The organism is Sphingobium sp. Z007 (assembly GCF_900013425.1).
Taxonomy (GTDB): Bacteria; Pseudomonadota; Alphaproteobacteria; order Sphingomonadales; family Sphingomonadaceae; genus Sphingobium.
The window spans coordinates 837,818-854,104 of sequence record NZ_FBXK01000005.1 but is presented as its reverse complement, the minus strand read 5'-3'; the positions used below and the strand labels follow the sequence as shown (position 1 = coordinate 854,104).

General features: G+C 61.5%; 13 protein-coding genes, 1 tRNA gene, 1 pseudogene and 1 riboswitch. Of the genes and pseudogenes, 8 read left to right on the top strand and 7 right to left on the bottom strand.

Features of this window, described 5'->3' with window-relative positions; genetic code table 11:
- The first annotated feature begins 42 nt into the window (after positions 1–42).
- Positions 43–738 (top strand): DNA repair protein RadC, encoded by a 696-nt coding sequence (gene radC / locus CEQ44_RS12080; RefSeq protein WP_088182786.1) that lies wholly within the window; start codon positions 43–45, stop codon positions 736–738.
- A 65-nt stretch (positions 739–803) separates the two neighbouring features.
- On the opposite strand, the gene CEQ44_RS12075 is transcribed toward radC, so the two are convergent.
- Both CEQ44_RS12075 and CEQ44_RS12070 read right to left on the bottom strand, forming a co-directional pair.
- Positions 804–2,285 (bottom strand): DEAD/DEAH box helicase, encoded by a 1,482-nt coding sequence (locus CEQ44_RS12075; protein WP_088182787.1) that lies wholly within the window; start codon positions 2,283–2,285, stop codon positions 804–806.
- 125 nt (positions 2,286–2,410) lie between these two features.
- Positions 2,411–2,845: a hypothetical protein gene (locus CEQ44_RS12070; RefSeq protein ID WP_088182788.1), complete on the bottom strand. Its 435-nt coding sequence runs from the start codon at positions 2,843–2,845 to the stop codon at positions 2,411–2,413.
- A 78-nt stretch (positions 2,846–2,923) separates the two neighbouring features.
- On the opposite strand from CEQ44_RS12070, the gene CEQ44_RS12065 reads away from it, so the two are divergent.
- The 3 genes from CEQ44_RS12065 (at position 2,924) to CEQ44_RS12055 (ending at position 5,795) form a co-directional block, all read left to right on the top strand.
- A complete protein-coding gene (locus CEQ44_RS12065) occupies positions 2,924–4,363 on the top strand; it encodes an FAD-binding oxidoreductase (protein WP_088182789.1) in 1,440 nt (479 codons plus the stop codon).
- A gap of 135 nt (positions 4,364–4,498) precedes the next feature.
- Positions 4,499–5,299: a SapC family protein gene (locus CEQ44_RS12060; RefSeq protein WP_088182811.1), complete on the top strand. Its 801-nt coding sequence runs from the start codon at positions 4,499–4,501 to the stop codon at positions 5,297–5,299.
- Positions 5,300–5,720: 421 nt separating this feature from the next.
- Positions 5,721–5,795, top strand: a tRNA-Glu gene (locus CEQ44_RS12055).
- Between the two features lie 323 nt (positions 5,796–6,118).
- Here the strand turns inward: CEQ44_RS12055 and CEQ44_RS12050 are convergent.
- The 5 genes from CEQ44_RS12050 to CEQ44_RS12030 all read right to left on the bottom strand — a co-directional run bounded on the left by CEQ44_RS12050 (position 6,119) and on the right by CEQ44_RS12030 (position 11,919).
- Positions 6,119–7,102 carry a hypothetical protein gene (locus CEQ44_RS12050; RefSeq protein ID WP_088190860.1) on the bottom strand — a complete coding sequence of 328 codons (984 nt, stop codon included), beginning with the start codon at positions 7,100–7,102 and terminating at the stop codon, positions 6,119–6,121.
- An 11-nt stretch (positions 7,103–7,113) separates the two neighbouring features.
- Positions 7,114–7,881 carry an ABC transporter ATP-binding protein gene (locus CEQ44_RS12045; RefSeq protein ID WP_088182791.1) on the bottom strand — a complete coding sequence of 256 codons (768 nt, stop codon included), beginning with the start codon at positions 7,879–7,881 and terminating at the stop codon, positions 7,114–7,116.
- On the bottom strand, positions 7,878–8,861 hold the full coding sequence (locus CEQ44_RS12040; protein WP_088182792.1) for an iron ABC transporter permease: 984 nt from the start codon (positions 8,859–8,861) through the stop codon (positions 7,878–7,880). The genes CEQ44_RS12045 and CEQ44_RS12040 overlap by 4 nt, the downstream gene beginning before the upstream one ends.
- Positions 8,858–9,778, bottom strand: coding sequence for an ABC transporter substrate-binding protein (locus CEQ44_RS12035; RefSeq protein ID WP_088182793.1), 921 nt, complete (start codon positions 9,776–9,778; stop codon positions 8,858–8,860). Before CEQ44_RS12035 ends, CEQ44_RS12040 begins: the two co-directional genes overlap by 4 nt.
- Entirely contained in the window at positions 9,778–11,919 is a 2,142-nt protein-coding gene (locus CEQ44_RS12030; RefSeq protein WP_254913720.1) for a TonB-dependent siderophore receptor, read from the bottom strand. The genes CEQ44_RS12035 and CEQ44_RS12030 overlap by 1 nt, the downstream gene beginning before the upstream one ends.
- Positions 11,883–12,126: riboswitch (cobalamin riboswitch) on the bottom strand. Its footprint overlaps the gene before it by 37 nt.
- Before the next feature lie 346 nt (positions 12,127–12,472).
- On the opposite strand from CEQ44_RS12030, the pseudogene CEQ44_RS12020 reads away from it, so the two are divergent.
- The 4 genes and pseudogenes from CEQ44_RS12020 to istB all read left to right on the top strand — a co-directional run.
- Positions 12,473–13,444 (top strand): annotated as a pseudogene (locus CEQ44_RS12020) (DUF1593 domain-containing protein); the annotation flags it as partial.
- A gap of 186 nt (positions 13,445–13,630) precedes the next feature.
- Positions 13,631–13,954 (top strand): hypothetical protein, encoded by a 324-nt coding sequence (locus CEQ44_RS25390; RefSeq protein ID WP_373444137.1) that lies wholly within the window; start codon positions 13,631–13,633, stop codon positions 13,952–13,954.
- A gap of 80 nt (positions 13,955–14,034) precedes the next feature.
- The gene (istA, locus tag CEQ44_RS12015) at positions 14,035–15,549 is read left to right on the top strand and encodes an IS21 family transposase (RefSeq protein ID WP_088201813.1); all 1,515 of its coding nucleotides are present in this window, start codon (positions 14,035–14,037) and stop codon (positions 15,547–15,549) included.
- Positions 15,536–16,264, top strand: coding sequence for an IS21-like element helper ATPase IstB (gene istB / locus CEQ44_RS12010; protein ID WP_011950770.1), 729 nt, complete (start codon positions 15,536–15,538; stop codon positions 16,262–16,264). The genes istA and istB overlap by 14 nt, the downstream gene beginning before the upstream one ends.
- Positions 16,265–16,287: the final 23 nt, after the last annotated feature.

Genomic DNA, 16,287 nt, shown 5'->3' with positions numbered 1-16,287 from the left:
CGCAACGCATAGCGTCATCGGGCCAGTGAAGGGGACGAAAGTTTGGCGGATCAGGACGAAAAGGCCGCGCATGATGGCGTCGGCCATCGCGCGCGGTTGCGAAGCAAGCTGGCGGAGAGCGGCGGCGAGGCGCTGCACGACCATGAACTGATCGAATATCTCCTCGCGCTGGCGATTCCCCGGCGCGACACCAAGCCGCTGGCCAAAACGCTGCTGCGCGAATTTGGCGGCATCGGCGGGCTGATGAGCGCCGATTGGCAGGCAATCGCCCGCGTGCCCGGCATGGGCGACACCAGCATCGCGGCGATCAAGATCGTGCAGGCGAGCGCGCTGCGGATGCTGCGCAACGAGGTGGCGGCGCGGCCGGTGCTGGCGAGTTGGCAGGCTCTGCTCGACTATCTGCGCGCGGACATGGCGCATCTGCATGTCGAGCGGGTACGCGTGTTGCACCTCAACAGCCGCAACATGCTGATCCGCGACGATCATATGGGCGACGGATCGATTGATCAGGCAGCGATTTATGTGCGCGAGGTCATCAAGCGGGCGATGGAATTGGGATCGGCCGCTCTGATCCTGGTGCATAACCACCCGTCGGGCGATCCGTCGCCCAGCCGGCAGGATATCGACATCACGCGGCAAATCGTGGAGGCGGGCAAGCGGCTGGGCATCGCAGTGCATGACCATATCATCATGGCGGCGACCGGTCATGCGAGTTTGCGGGCGCAAGGGTTACTTTAGCGCAAAATTAGCTGGGATTTACGGGGCAATCCGAAGCCATCGAACGCCAGAGCCACCGCTAAAAATCAGCCATCGAACCCGAAGTTCAGGAATTCGGGGACCGGGCCGTTCCAGCCGTCGTCCGGGCCATCATCGACATGGTCATTGCGGCGGCGCGGCGGCGGGGCGGAGGCGGTGCGATCGGGGCGTGAATCGCGGGGGCGCTCGTCGCGCTGGCTATTGTCGCGCGGGCGATCCTGACGCGGACGCTCCTCACGGGCCTTTTCTTCGCGCGGTGCTTCTTCGCGGACCGGAGCAGGAGCCGGTGCTTCGATCGGCGCTTCCTGGGCCGGGGCAGCGGCGGGGCGTGCGCCCCGGCCGCGACTGCGTGGGGCGCGGGTCGGTTCGTCCTTGGCGGGCTCACCCTTGGCCGGTTCAGCCGATGCGACGATTTCGGCGGCACCGACGACCTCGATCTTGGTGCCGATCAGCTTCTGGATGTTGTCGATCGCTTCGGCATCCGCTTCGGTGACGAAGGTGTAAGCGACGCCCGATGCGCCTGCGCGACCGGTGCGGCCGATGCGGTGGACATAATCATCCGGGTGCCAGGGCGCGTCATAGTTGAAGACGTGGCTGACGCCCTTGATGTCCAGACCGCGCGCCGCGACGTCCGACGCAACCAGGATGGTGACGGTGCCGGCGCGGAAGCGTTCCAGTTCGGCGATGCGCGAACCCTGGTCGATATCGCCATGGATTTCGCCGGATTTGAAGCCGTCGCGTTGCAGGCTCTTGTTCAAGTCCCGCACCGTCGTCTTGCGGTTGCAGAAAATGACCGCGCTGGTGACGTCGGCTTCCTTGAGCATTTTGGACAAGACGTCGCGCTTCTTGCGCGAATCGACCTTCACCAGACGCTGGGTGATGTTGATCGAGGCGCTGGCGGGGCGCGCGACTTCGATCGATTTGGGGTTGGACAGGAATTTATCCGCCAGTTTCTTGATGACCGGCGGCATCGTCGCGGAAAACAGCAGTGTCTGGCGCTGCGCGGGCAGCTTTGTGCAGATTTCCTCGATATCCGGGATGAAGCCCATGTCGAGCATCCGGTCGGCTTCGTCGATGACCAGCAGCGAACAGCCGTTGAGCATGATTTTGCCGCGACCGAACAGATCCATCAGGCGGCCGGGCGTTGCGATCAGCACGTCCACGCCCTTTTCAAGCGCGGCCAGTTGATCCCCCATCGACACGCCACCGATCAGCAGCGCCATGGAGAGCTTATGATATTTGCCGTATTTCTCGAAATTTTCCGCCACCTGAGCGGCGAGTTCGCGCGTCGGCTCCAGGATCAGCGAGCGCGGCATGCGCGCGCGGCTGCGACCATGGGCAAGAATGTCGATCATCGGCAGCACGAAGCTGGCGGTTTTTCCCGTCCCCGTCTGGGCGATGCCGATGATGTCGCGCATCATAAGGACGGAGGGTATCGCCTGCGCCTGAATGGGAGTGGGCGTGTCGTAACCGGATTCGGTTACGGCCCTGAGCAATTCGTCGGAAAGGCCGAGATCGGCAAAAGTCATTCAATGGTCCGGGAACAGGAGGCTTGTCCGCCCCGCGCGCATGCGAGACGGAAATCGGCCGCGCATTGCGGAAATATCGGCCTCTTGTCAAGAAAATCGCGCAGTTGCCGGGTGGCGGCGGGCGATCAATTTTCCTCGTCCCCTGGGATAAGCCGACGGAAACTGTCGATTGCGCAGCTAAGCCCACTGCGCGCCTGCAATTCGTCCCGCCCCGAACAGAGCGATCCATCCTCGTCCGGTTCGACATAGAAGCCGGAATAGAAGCCTATGGAGTCGCATCCCTTTTCCAGCCGGGCGCGATAGCGGTGATTGTCGGCAAGAATGAGATCGACGCCGTTTTTCACGACGATACTGCCGCCGCGAATAGAGCGCAGTGCGACGCAACGCGGCCCCTTCTTCTCCTGCCACTGCTCACGCGCATCCGGCGCGATCCGTGCGGGCACCCTGCCCTTTCGCGTCATCGGCACGCGGATGATAACGCGCTGCTGGATGGACAATTGCGCCCATTGGATCGGATCGCCGGTCGACGCGGAAAGCAGCAGCAATATGGAATGAACCAAGACGGACCCCTTATATGCGTGCGATGCTATCGAGCGGTGGTTGAACCGTCGATGAATTCCGGGGCATAAGCTCGTCCCATGATTGGACAAGACATGATCGACCGCTTCATCGCCCTGCTCGGCCCCAAGGGGGTCGTCACCGATCCCGACGACATCGCCCCCTGGGTGAACGACTGGCGCGGGCGCTATCATGGCGTGGCGGCCGCGATCCTGTCGCCTGCTTCCACGCAGGAGGTCGCCGCGACCGTGACGCTGGCGGCGGAACTGGGCGTCGCGCTGGTGCCGCAGGGCGGCAATACATCTATGGTCGGCGGCGCGACCCCGCCCGCGGACGGATCGGCGCTGATCCTGTCGCTGCGGCGGATGAACCGGATACGTAGCTTGTCGCCTGACGATAATCTGGCGGTGTGCGAGGCGGGCGTGATCCTGAGCGTCCTGCACGATGCGGCGGAAGAACAGGGGCGGCGTTTTCCGCTGAGCCTGGGGGCCAAGGGCTCCGCCACGATCGGCGGGCTGGTATCGACCAATGCGGGCGGCACGCAGGTCCTGCGCCATGGCACGATGCGCGCGCTGGTCGAGGGGATCGAGGCGGTGCTGCCCGACGGCAGCATCTTCGACGGCCTGGACGCGCTCAAGAAGGATAATCGCGGTTACGACATCAAGCAGTTGCTGATCGGCGCGGAGGGGACGCTGGGCATCGTTACCGCGGCTGCGGTGCGGCTCGTCCCTGCCATCGCCGCGCGCGCGGTGGGCTGGGTCGGGGTGCGGACGCCCGCCGACGCGCTGGCGCTGCTGCGGCTCGCCGAAACCCTATTGGGCGATAGCGTGGAAGGGTTCGAGGTGATCGCCGACGAGACGCTGGGCTTTGTTCTGGGCCATATCCCCGGCACACGGTCGCCGATCGAGACGCGCACGCCCTGGCATGTGCTGATCGAGGTCGATCATGCCGACCTGTCCGAACCGGGGCCGTCCGAACGGCTGGAAGCAGCGCTGGCGCACGCGTTCGAGCGCGGCATTGCGATCGATGCGGCGCTCGCCGCCAACGAAGCGCAGGCGGACGCTTTTTGGCGCATCCGCGAATCGCTGTCGGAATCGGAGAAGGCGCAGGGGCCGGCGCTGCAATACGATATCAGCGTGCCGGTGGCGAAGATGCCGGCCTTCATGATCGATGCCGCCGCCGCAGCGGAACGCGCCTTTCCCGGCACCACGGCGTCGTCCTTCGGGCATCTGGGAGACGGCAACGTCCATTTTCATGTGCGCGCGCCCAAGGGGACCAGCGACGGCCCGGCCTGGATCGCGACGCAGGGTCAGGCGATCAACGGCTTCGTCCACGATGCGGTGGTCGCCGCGGGCGGCTCCATCTCCGCCGAACATGGCATCGGCCAGATGAAGCGCGCGGAACTGGGCCGCCTTGCCAGCCCGGCACGGATTGGCGCGTTGCGCGCGATCAAAGCGGCGTTCGATCCCAAGGACCTGTTCAACCCGGGCAAGCTCATTCCGCTGCCCGACGAGGGCTGACCGCCCAAGACTGAAGACAGGCCGCCGACAAACCGATTGCCACCAACCGGCAAGGCCATTATCGCCCTGCCCCAATATTCAGCCCGCGGCGCGCAGATGAAAAGCGGCCGCAAATTGACAGAATGGACCCGGACCATGGCCAGCGCGCCCGCCAACACCCTGCCCATCTTCTACAATGATCTCCTGCCGCTCAGCAGCGTGGACCATGTCGACTATCGCACCCGCCAGATCGATTCGGCGCCGTTCCTGACGACTCAGCACGCCATTCCGCTGACGATCGACGAATTCGTCCCGGCCCAGCGCTTCGCCCCGATCATCTTTTCGGCCGGCGCCGATTCCGTGCCGCTGCTGCTGATGGGCCTCAATGAAGGCGTGAACGTCTTCGTCGATGACGAAGGCAAGCTGCGCGGCCCCGCCTATGTGCCGGCCTATGTCCGCCGTTATCCCTGGATGCTGGCCAAGCTGCGCCCCGATAGCGACGACCTTTCGCTCTGCTTCGATCCAACCAGCCCGGCGATCGGCGCATTCGACGAAGGCCAGCCGCTGTTCGACGACGGCAAGCCCAGCGAAATGACGCAGGGCGTGATGAAATTCTGCGAGGATTTCGAGCAGGCCGCAGCCCGCACCAGCCAGTTTGTCCGCGACCTGCATGAACTCGACCTGCTGATGGACGGCGAAGTCGCGATCCAGACTCCAGTGGCCGACCAACCCTTCGTCTATCGCGGTTTTCGCATGATAAACGAGGAAAAGCTGCGCGACCTGCGCGGCGACCAGCTGCGCAAGATCAACCAGAACGGCATGTTGCCCCTGATCCATGCGCACCTCTTTTCGCTGCAACTGATGCGCGAAGTGTTCGAAGCACAGGTCTCGCAGGGCAAGGGACCGATTGCGCCGCCAGTTGCGACGGAAGCGACCCCGGCAGTAGCCAGCGCCTGAACGAGAAATTACCCCGAAAGGGTTTGAAAAATTGATGGAATGGGCGTCGCATCCCCTCTTGTAAGGCGATGCGACCTGCCCTATCTATCAATCATGCGATGCACCTGCCCCCCTTTCGGGTGTATCGTATGGGCGCCTCCCCCTTTGGAGGCGTCTCCTCCCTGAACCTTGGCCACCCCATGCTCTGCATGGGGTGGTTTTTTTATATTGATGGCTTGGTTCATGCTCTGCATGAGGTGGTTTTATATTTTTGGCGGGTCGACCATGCTCTGCGTGAGGTGGTTTTACATGTGGCAATCGGACCATGCGCTGCAGGACGTGGTTTTCTGCCTGACGTCGGCGGAAGACCGTCAGTTTCGCTTGACGCGACTGACCGCCCTGCCTAAAGGCCAGCCCCTGCCGACCGCCCAGCGCGGTCCATGGCCCCTTCGTCTAGCGGTTAGGACGCGGCCCTCTCACGGCTGAAGCACGGGTTCGATTCCCGTAGGGGTCACCAGTCAAGCGTTTTATCGTCTTGATTTGGCGTGATAATTTGAGAAATCCTTGTAATTGATACCACAACCGTTCCCACATTTTCCGGGGGGCCTGATGGTATGATTCGGAACATCGCGGGACGATATCCGCTCCTTTTCCGATCATCTTTTCTCACAAACAGCCTGAGAAACACCCGTTTGTCGCACATGAGTGACGAAAACCGGGTTTCCCGTCATCTCACCTCCGCAACGCCACTTTGTGGGACTTTCCAGCCTTCTAGGAAGCTGCGGCGAATGATGGATTTCGCCAGAACCCGGCGCTTAATCCCGCTCGTGACCAGCGGCATCACACCGCTTCGTCTTCCTCCAATTCGACCGGGGCACGATCATGGAGCGCCCGCCACGGTTTCACGCGATCGTCCCCGGCAGCGGCCATGCGACGCAGCACAATCCGCCCTTTGGTGCGACCGCGACGGGTTTCCGGCCAGTGCGCAAATTCAGGGGTGGCCCCACTTTCTATAGCGTTGCGAAGATCCTTATCGACGACCCGATCCTCCTCCAGCGCGTAGCTGGCCAGAAGCGGTGCGAATTTGACGTCAATGGCGGGATCGTAGGGATGCTTCTCTCCCAACATCGTGCGCCAGGGCGATCGTGGATGCGCTGACAGAGCCGACTGCCACCCCTCCGGGATTGGCACGTTGGCGGAATGCGCTCGATCCTTAACGATCAATTTTGGGAGGAGATGAGTATGTGGACCTTCCGGTGATTTCCCGTTTGCGGGGGGTATATGCTGAAACACCTCGATGCGGCCTGCCGGTGACAACATGACTCTGTTCGGTTGGGCGCGCAGAAGTTCGACCGTCAAGCCCGCAACCGAGAACATGGACTGTCCTTCCGCTCGATTGAGAATATCGATCAACGCTGTATCTGCCGTTCGCAGACACATGGAAACCGCCCCACAGCCGACGCCAAGGTCAAAAAGCGGCGCACTGGCGTCCTCCGGTCGTAAGGCATGCCGATCGGGACCAAGAGGCATAATGCCCCGGTTCGTGGAGTCTGGTCGGGCGACGCAGAAGGCCAGAGAATGGCTCCAGCTTTCCCCATCGGCGGACAAACTGTCCCAAGCTAGCGCAGACAGGTTTGCCTTCGCATCGATCCGCATACCGCCGCGAGCGGTGACGATCTCTATGCCGTTAGCGTTATGATTGATTGCCGCAGGTTCGCCGACGTCGCGAACAAATTCACCGATCGCGCCGAAGCTCCCAATGCTCCAGCCATTGGCCGGATCAAGCGCCAAATCGGCAATAAGGTCGAAGGGTACAGGGTGCATGATATTCACCTTTAGTCGATGAAGCGGACGAATAGACCGGTTGGATCGCGCACCAGTCGGACATCGATATCGTAGAGCCGGGATAGCAGAGGCTCAGTCATGATTTCGGCCACTGGGCCGCTGCCCAATATGCGACCCTCGCGCACCGCAACGATTTCGTCGGCAAAGCGCAGGGCCAGATCGAGGTCATGGATCGCCATCACCACGGTGCGGCCCGCATCCGCGCGGGCCCGCAAGCGCCGGGTTGCGTCGACCGCGTGACGCGGATCGAGGCCAGCGGTAGGCTCGTCAACGATCAAGAGTTCCGGGTCGCTAACGATGGCTCGCGCGAGCATCGCGCGCGCCAGTTCGCCGCCTGATAGTCGCGTTGCAGGTCGATCCCTCAAGTTCATGAGGTCGCAATCCAAAAGCGCTTTATCGATGGCAGGCTGCATTGCGGCGGGCAGGGCGCCGAAGGTCGGCAGCGATGGCGTCAGGCCCAAAGCGACGACGCGCTCCACGCTGATGGGCCAGTCCACGACGGCTCGCTGCGGAAGGTAAGCACGCCGCTGGGCAAGCGCGCGCCTGCCGATTGCAGTCAGATTCTCGCCGCCCATTCGTACAGCCCCGCCTTGTGGCTTGAGCAGGCCCGCAGCGACATCCAGCAAAGTGCTTTTGCCCGCGCCATTGGGGCCGATCACGGCTGTGAGGCGTCCTGCTTGAAAGGTTACATCCACCCCGTCCAACACGGTCTGCCCTGCCCTCCGGACGGATATATGCTCTAGGGTCAACGCGCTCATGCGGTACGGCTCCGGACATGCAGGATCAGCCACAAGAAAAAGGGCGCGCCGATCACGCTGATGAAGACGCCCAGATTGATCGGGATGCCGAATATGAGCAGCCGGGTTGCGATATCGGCCAATACGACCAGAGTTGCTCCAACCAGCGCGGCAGGCAGCAGAACCTTGCCCGGTCTATGCCCGACCAATGGACGCACCACATGCGGCGCGATCAGGCCGACAAAGCCTACCATGCCCGCCACGGCCGTTGCGGCGCCGACGCCCAGCGCCGTACCGAACAGTGCCAACAAGCGCGTGCGCCCAACATGGATACCCAGACTTTCGGCCTGAGTCTCTCCCAGCGCCAGTGCATCGAGGCCTCGACCGGTGAGGAGCAGCAGGGCGCCACCAACAGCGATGAACGGTGCTGCAAGCCGAACATGGTCCCAACTGCGATCGGTCAACGATCCCATCAGCCAGGTCATGATCTCATAAGCGGCGTAGGGATTGGGTGAGAGATTGAGCGCGAGGCTGACGCCCGCGCCAGATATGCTGGAGACCGCCGCACCCGCCAAGATCAACGATAGCGTTCCGCCATTGCGCGACAATATCATCGCCAGCCCTGCGGTGATGAAACCGCCCACCAGCCCAAACAGCGGCGTTGCAAGAATGAAGCTGGTCGCAAAACCATAATAGATGGCGATAACCGCCCCCAGCGCCGCGCCCGCCGATACGCCAAGCGTCCCAGGCTCGGCCAACGGATTGCGCAGCAGTCCCTGAAGAACGGCCCCTGACAGGCCCAATATGGCACCCACCATGATAGCTAATATGACACGCGGCAGGCGGATTTGCGTCAGGATCAGGCCAGTTAGGTCATCCTGCCGGTGGGCAAGCGCCTTGGCAACGTCGTGGGGCCTAAGCCAAACCGTTCCAGCCAGAAGCGATGCAGCCACAGCGAACAGGAGCAACGCAAGCAAAATGGGGATGAGCCAGCGCTTCATTTTGTCGCCTTTCGAACAGCAAAGGGCAAAGGCGATTTGATGTCCGCCATGGCAGTGCGAAGCTGGCCTTGCAGCGCCAGAACGGCATCCCCGACCATCGGGGTGCCGCAAATATACCAGGCTTGCCTTATATGGACTGTCCGAGCTCCCGCCCAATATTGGCGGACCAAGGGGTGCCGCGCCAGATTGGCGCGAAGGCCCGGTTTTTCGTCGGTCGGCATGCCCTGTACCAGAAGCGCGGGAGCCGTCTTTAGCAGCACTTCGGCATCCGGCGCGCCGTAGGTTAACGCTGGTGGTTGGTTCGCCACATTCTCAGCGCCTGCGGCGTGGAGGATCGCATCATAGAGCGTCCCCCTCGCGGCATTGAATCCCGATCCGTCCCAAGCCGCGACACGAATTGGCCGCCTGGGGCCTTTGGGAATAGCGTTCAGTTGCGCATCCATACGCACAATCAATGCTTCTCCCCGGGCTTGCTCGCCTACGGCCATCGCTACCTGTCGGGTGATCGTTCGAATTTCGGCGAAATTATTTGCAGCGCCGACTTCGATCATCGGAAAGCCCAGACGCTTGAGCAGACCCCGTGTCGCCGGTGTGGTGAAGCTGCCCGCGACGACAAGGTCCGGCTTTTGGCGGATGATTTCCTCTGCCAGACCATGATTGACGCCTACCCGCTTGGCCTGGTCTGCCATCAGCGATCCACCGGGATTGCGAGACAACCAAGTGACCGAGGCGATGCGCTCAGGCGGCAACAATGCCAGCACCAGTTGGTCGGTGCATTGATTCATCGACATTACCCGCCCTGGCTGAGCCGGTGCGGGTAATGTCTGAGCGGGAGAAGCCGGGGGATGGGCCGCGCTGCCAACAGAAATTGGCAGTACGGCCATCAACACCACCACCAGGATGCCGACCCTTTTCATCAGAAGTGGACGCGCACGCCGCCATAGGCCGCACGGCCCGGCGTTGCGAAGCTGAACACTTCCTCATAGTTCTCATTGAGCAGATTTTCGACGCGGCCAAACACCGCGATCCTGGAAGTCAGCTTATATTCTACGTTGACGTTCATCAAAACGTATTCGCGGAGCGACACGCGCACGGGAATATAGCTGGGATCGGTATAAGCCACGTCGCTCTGTCGACCATTGTAGCGCAGTGTCAGCGTGCCGGAGAAACGCTCATCCTTTGAGAACACCGTCGCATTGAAGCTGGCGATATGCTTAGGACGGCGCACTTCGACGATCCCATTCTCGCGGGCTTTGAGATAGGTGTAGGCCGCGTCCAAGCGAAGTTGCGGGATTGGCCGCGCGCTGACGAACGCTTCGATGCCGTGTTGCTTTGACTCTGTCGCCCTATTGCCTGGCGTCGCGATATAGGCCGGCGCAGGATAGGTCGTGTATATCTCGTCCTTCAACCGGCTGTCGAAGTAGGTCACGCCGATTGTCGAGTTGCCACCGATCGTCTGCTCGATCCCGGCTTCCCAGCCTTCTGATTTTTCGGGCTTGAGGTTCGGATTGCCGATATATTTGCCGTCGGAATAGCCGTAGAGTTCGTAATAGCCTGGGTTCTTGACGCCCGTACCAAAGGCACCGCGAACGCGGGTGCCGGCGGCAAAGGCATAGCTGCCCTGGACTCGCCATGTCGTCACGTCGTCAAATCGGTTATTCTCGTCCCGGCGGATGGAGCCACCGAGCGACAGGGCATTGTTGACCAGCAATTCATACTGCCCGACCAGGCCAACATTATCGGTGTGCCGTTTGCCCTCAAAAACGAAGGGGGATGGCGTGGTGTTCTGGAACTGCTCGCGCTCGACATCAACCGCTGCGGTCACTCGATGAACAACTGTATCGGTTCCAAAGCGCAGGCTACTGGTAAACGATCCCTTATAGCGCTGGCCCTTGTCGCCATAATCGAAGCCTGCGGCGGTATAACCGTCGCGCGTCGTATCTGCGATCTGCCCTGAAAGGATATTGGTCCATCGGCCGTCGAGGGCTGTGTGTTCGACGCTGACCAGACCGTAAAAGGCTTTGTTCCTGTAATGCACACCAGGACTGTCGACGGTGTAGCCGAACAGCGAACTGGCCGAGTTGCTCTCGCTGTCATTGGTATCGGCGTCGGTATAGCTGTAGCGGCCGACACCTGTGATCTTGAGATTGTCTCTTGGTGTCCAAATCAGCTTCGCGCTGAGGCCAAGGCTATCCGATCCGACATCGCGTGAACCATTGCGTGCGGTAGGGGTCCCTCCTGTGTGATAATAGGAAGACGAAACGGCATAATCGAGATCGCCCGATACACCGGCAGCGCGGGCACTGCCGGTGTAGGTGTTGAAAGAACCGCCTTCCAAACGGGCGGTAAAGCCGGGAGCTTCGGCACCCGACAGGGTCATGTAATGGATCACGCCGCCGATGGCGTCAGAGCCGTAAAGCGAGGATTGCTGGCCGCGAAGCACTTCGATGCGCGCTTCCGGGTCAGCGATCAGCGTGCCGAAATCATATTCACCATAATAGGGATCGGCAGCTTCGATCCCGTCGATAAGGACGAGAACCTGATTGCCTTCGCTACCGCGCAAGCGAAGCTGGGTCAGGCCACCAATCGCGCCCGTGCGGCTCACAGCCACACCGGGTACGTCGCGCAGGATGTCCGACACGACGCGGGTTTGGCGTGTTTCGAGAGCCTGTGCGTCAAGGATAGTTACGGAGGCACCGAGTTGGCTTACCTTGACGCCATCGCCCGAACGACTGGCGGTGACGACGATCTGGTCTTGGTTGGAATCAGTGGAAGCTGACTGCGCATAGGCTGGTGCGGCCACTGCAAGCGCTATCACGGATGTAACTATGGTCTTCATGGTATTCCCCCTTGGCGCACGAGCAACGTGAGCGGTGGGGCGTACCGGCATACTCCGGTCGGCGCGCGACGACGAGCGGACGCCAAAAAGCGCCCGTTGCCAAGCAACCGTGCGGCCCCGCCGCATAGCTTCGTCGCTCAGACGGAGAATTACCGTGCCGTGACCATCCCCTGGACCAAGGCAAGAGCGACCGGTGCGCTGGCAGGTCTCCTGGCTCACGGGTCAAAGCTTGATGCACGGCCTTCCCAGGCCTCGCAGGATTTAGCATCCGGCCCAGTGGCTGGCGGCTCGGGTACTCCCGTCCGCACATGTGCATCGCGCTCGCCGCTTACAGTTGCAGGGACAGCTGCGGATTTGAGTGACAAGTCACCCGCACCGCATTCCCTTTTAAGCCCCTCACGGGGCACCGGCGCGATCATGAAAGCTGTTTTACCAGCTTTCGGGTGTGTTGCTTAGTTAGGGAACGGTAATTTGTCCATGCTGTCGATTCAGGGTGTCGCAAAACACATGAATCTCAGGCAGTCGTCCCGCAATTCCACAGTGATCCGGCCGCGCACAGCGTTGTGCGGCATATTGCCCGCCCGACTGTCCGACAATCACTGTCGGATTGCAAAAGTACACGACAACCTCATGAACAGGGTTTTCCGTCAGGGCTTCGGTGCCGATATGGCCGCCTACGGCAAGCGCGCCCCCCTGGGGCGGCGGTGTTCATGTGATTGCCGTACATAACGCCATTTATCCAGTAGGCCGGGCCGTTGGCCTGACCCTAGCCATGTGCAGTTGGACTTCCAAATCGACAATCGGCATAAAACCACTGCAAAACGCGATCGAAAGAATCCAAATGTCACTTGAGGCACTCAAGACAGCTTTTTTTGGTATCCTGGTAGCAGCCGGAACCGCGATAAACGCCCAGGCTAGTCCTCCGACAAAAATCGAAAGCACGTCTGACAAACAGCGCCTCGTGGTATTGAGCGACATCGGAAACGAACCGGACGACCAGATGTCGCTGATACGTCTGCTCCTCTATTCGAACGAAATCGACATCGAATCGATAATTGCTTGCACCTCGACCTAGCTTAAAACGACCACCAACCCGCAAACGATGCGAGCGATCATCGGCGCATATGGCGAAGTGCGGCCCAACCTGTTGCGGAACGCGCTAGGCTGGCCGGAAGCGCAAGCCCTCGCTTCAATCGTGACGTCGGGGCAGCCGGGTTACGGCATGGCATCCGTGGGCAAAGACAAGACGTCGCCCGGTGCCGAAGCCATTATCCGCGCCGCAGATCGACCGGATCCGCGACCACTATGGATCAGCATCTGGGGTGGCGCCAACACACTTGCCCAGGCGCTGAGCGAAGTTCGGTCAACACGCTCGCAGGCCGACCTTGACGCATTTATCGCGAAACTGCGCGTTTATTCGATTTCGGATCAGGACGATGCCGGGCCATGGATCCGCCGGCAATTCCCCAACCTGTTCTATATCGTCCATCCTTCGACGCCAGATGGCGGCAACTACAGTACAGCAACCTGGACGGGCATCAGTGGCGACGTCTTTTATCGAAACGGTGCGGGGGCCGATGGCAGCACCATCACCAATGCCTGGTTGGATAGTCACATCCGCAAAGGCCCGTTCGGAAAACACTATCCCGAGTTCCTGTTCATAATGGAAGGCGACACCCCAGCCTTTCTCGGCCTCACCCGTAATGGACTGGCGAGTGCTGACAATCCAAGCTGGGGCGGCTGGGGGGGACGGTATGTCTGGCGACAACCCTATGGCGAGGATCACGCAATCTGGACGCAGGGAGGCGACTCTTTCGCGCGCACCACCTCCGCCGATACGGTCGCTGGTATTGACGGCAAGAGCTATGTTTCGGATCAAGCGACGATCTGGCGCTGGCGCACGGCCTATCAGAATGATTTTGCCGCACGCATGAACTGGACGCTTGGCGGGGCCACACCTGTCAATCACCACCCGGTCGCAATCGTTAATGGAATTGGAGGCACTGCCCCCATTTTACTGGATGCAGAAGTCGGCAAGCCATTGACGATAGACGCGGGGCAAAGCCACGACACAGACAAGGGGCAGCGCCTGCATTATCGTTGGTTTCACTACCCCGAGGCAGGGTTCGTGCCTGAGCAGGGGATGGCGGCGATAACAATCGATGGTGCCAATTCGTCGCGGGCGACAGTGACGCCGACAGCCACGTGTCGTCCCCAATGGCTGTGGATCGGCGTGCAAAAAGAACCCCGTTAGCGGGGTGATCGGCGTCTAAAAGGGACCCCTCATTTCGATGGTTTAAGCAGCCGGCTGGATTTTCAGGCGGCGAGATCGGGATGTTGGTTTTGGAGACAGTTTTACGGATCCGGCGCGAGTATGCCGGAGGCAAGGCGATCAAGGCGATCGCACGGGATCTGCATGTGTCGCGGAAGGTCATCCGCAAAGCGGTCCGAGCGCCGGAGGGCGCCTTTGATTATCAGCGCAAGGTTCAGCCGCTGCCCAGGATCGGTCCGTTCCAGGAGCGCCTGAACACGCTGCTGGAAGAGAACGAGCTGCGCGGCAGGCGTGACCGGCTGCGGATGACGCGGATCCATGACCTGCTGGTGCGAGAAGGCTTTGAGGGTTCTTACGATGCGGTGCGGCGCTATGCGACGCGCTGGAAGATCGAGCGGCGCAAGGATGCTGGCGATGGCGTCACCGCCTTCATCCCGCTGATGTTCAGGCCAGGCGAGGCCTACCAGTTCGACTGGAGCCATGAGGATGTCGAGATCGCAGGAGCGCCGATGCGGGTGAAGGTCGCGCATATGCGCCTGTGCGCGTCACGTGGGGTCTATGTCCGGGCCTATCCTCGCGAGAGCCAGGAGATGCTGTTCGACGCGCATGCGCGCGGCTTTGCCTTCTTCGGCGGCGTGCCAGGGCGCGGCATCTACGATAATATGAAGACGGCTGTGACGAGCGTGTTCACCGGCAAGGAACGCGTCTTCAACCGGCGGTTCCTGATCATGACCGACCATTATATGGTCGAGCCCACGGCCTGCTCGCCTGCGGCGGGATGGGAGAAGGGTCAGGTCGAGAACCAGGTGCAGACGATCCGGGGTCGCTTCTTCCAGCCCCGGTTGCGGTTCGCCAGTCTCGAAGAGCTCAATGGCTGGCTGGAGGCAGAGTGTCGGCGCTGGGCGGAACGGCAGCCCCATCCTGAACAGGGAGATCTGACCGTGGCGCAGATGCTGGAGATCGAACGATCTGCGCTGCAGCCGATGCTGGGACCGTTCGACGGCTTCAATGAGAGCGAGCATGCCGTGACCGGCACCTGCCTGATCAGCTTCGACCGCAACCGCTACTCAGTCCTCTCGACGGTGTCGCGACGCACCGTGCAGGTCCGGGCCTATGCCGATCGTATTGTCGTTCGCTGCGGCGAAGAGGTTGTCGCTGAACATCCGCGCTACTTCGGCCGCAACCGCACGATCTATGATCCCTGGCATTATCTGCCAGTGCTGGCCCGCAAGCCTGGCGCGCTGCGGAACGGTGCCCCCTTCCAGGACTGGGATCTGCCACCGGCGCTGGCCCGCCTGCGCCGCAAGCTGGGTAATGGCGACGATGCCGATCGCCGGTTCGTCCGTGTACTGTCGGCCGTACTGACCGATGGCCTGGAGCCTGTCGAAACCGCTGTGCGTGAGGCACTGGCGACGGGCACGGCGAGCGACGACCTGATCCTCAACATCCTGGCAAGACGCCGGGAGCCTCCGCGTCCGCTGACGATCATCACCTCCGAGGATAGCGCCTTGCGCCATCCCCCGATCGCCGACTGTGCCCGTTACGACCAGCTAAGGACCTTCGATGCAGCGGCATGATATGATCGAGGCCATGCGCGGGCTTGGACTCAAGGGCATGGCGGGCGCGTTCGACGATGCCGTCACCACCGGCCTTCAGCGCCAGCGCACCACCATGGAGATACTGACCGATCTCCTGCGAGCGGAGGCGACGCATCGTCATGCCGCGTCGATCCGATACCGGATGGCCGCTGCCAAGCTGCCAGTCGTGAAGGACATCGATGCCTTCCGGTTCGAGGGTACCCCGATCAACGAGGGGCTTGTGCGTTCATTGCACAGCGGCGCGTTCCTGCCCGCACGGCGCAATATCGTCCTGGTCGGCGGCACAGGCACAGGAAAGACCCATCTAGCCATCGCCATCACCGCCAATGTAGTGCGCTCCGGCGCCCGAGGCCGCTACTTCAACACGGTCGATCTGGTGACCCGCCTCGAAGAGGAGGCCAGGATCGGCAAGAGTGGCGCTCTCGCCGCCCAGCTATCCCGCCTCGATCTCATCGTGCTCGATGAACTGGGGTATCTGCCGTTCGCTCGATCGGGCGGCCAGTTGCTGTTCCACCTGATCAGCAAACTCTATGAGCAGACCAGTGTCATCATCACCACCAACCTCGCCTTTGGCGAGTGGCCCACCGTGTTCGGCGATCCCAAGATGACAACCGCGCTCCTCGATCGCGTCACCCATCATTGCGACATTGTCGAGACCGGCAATGACAGCTGGCGCTTCAAAAACCGCAGCTGATCCGCCCCAGCAGCGATCAATTA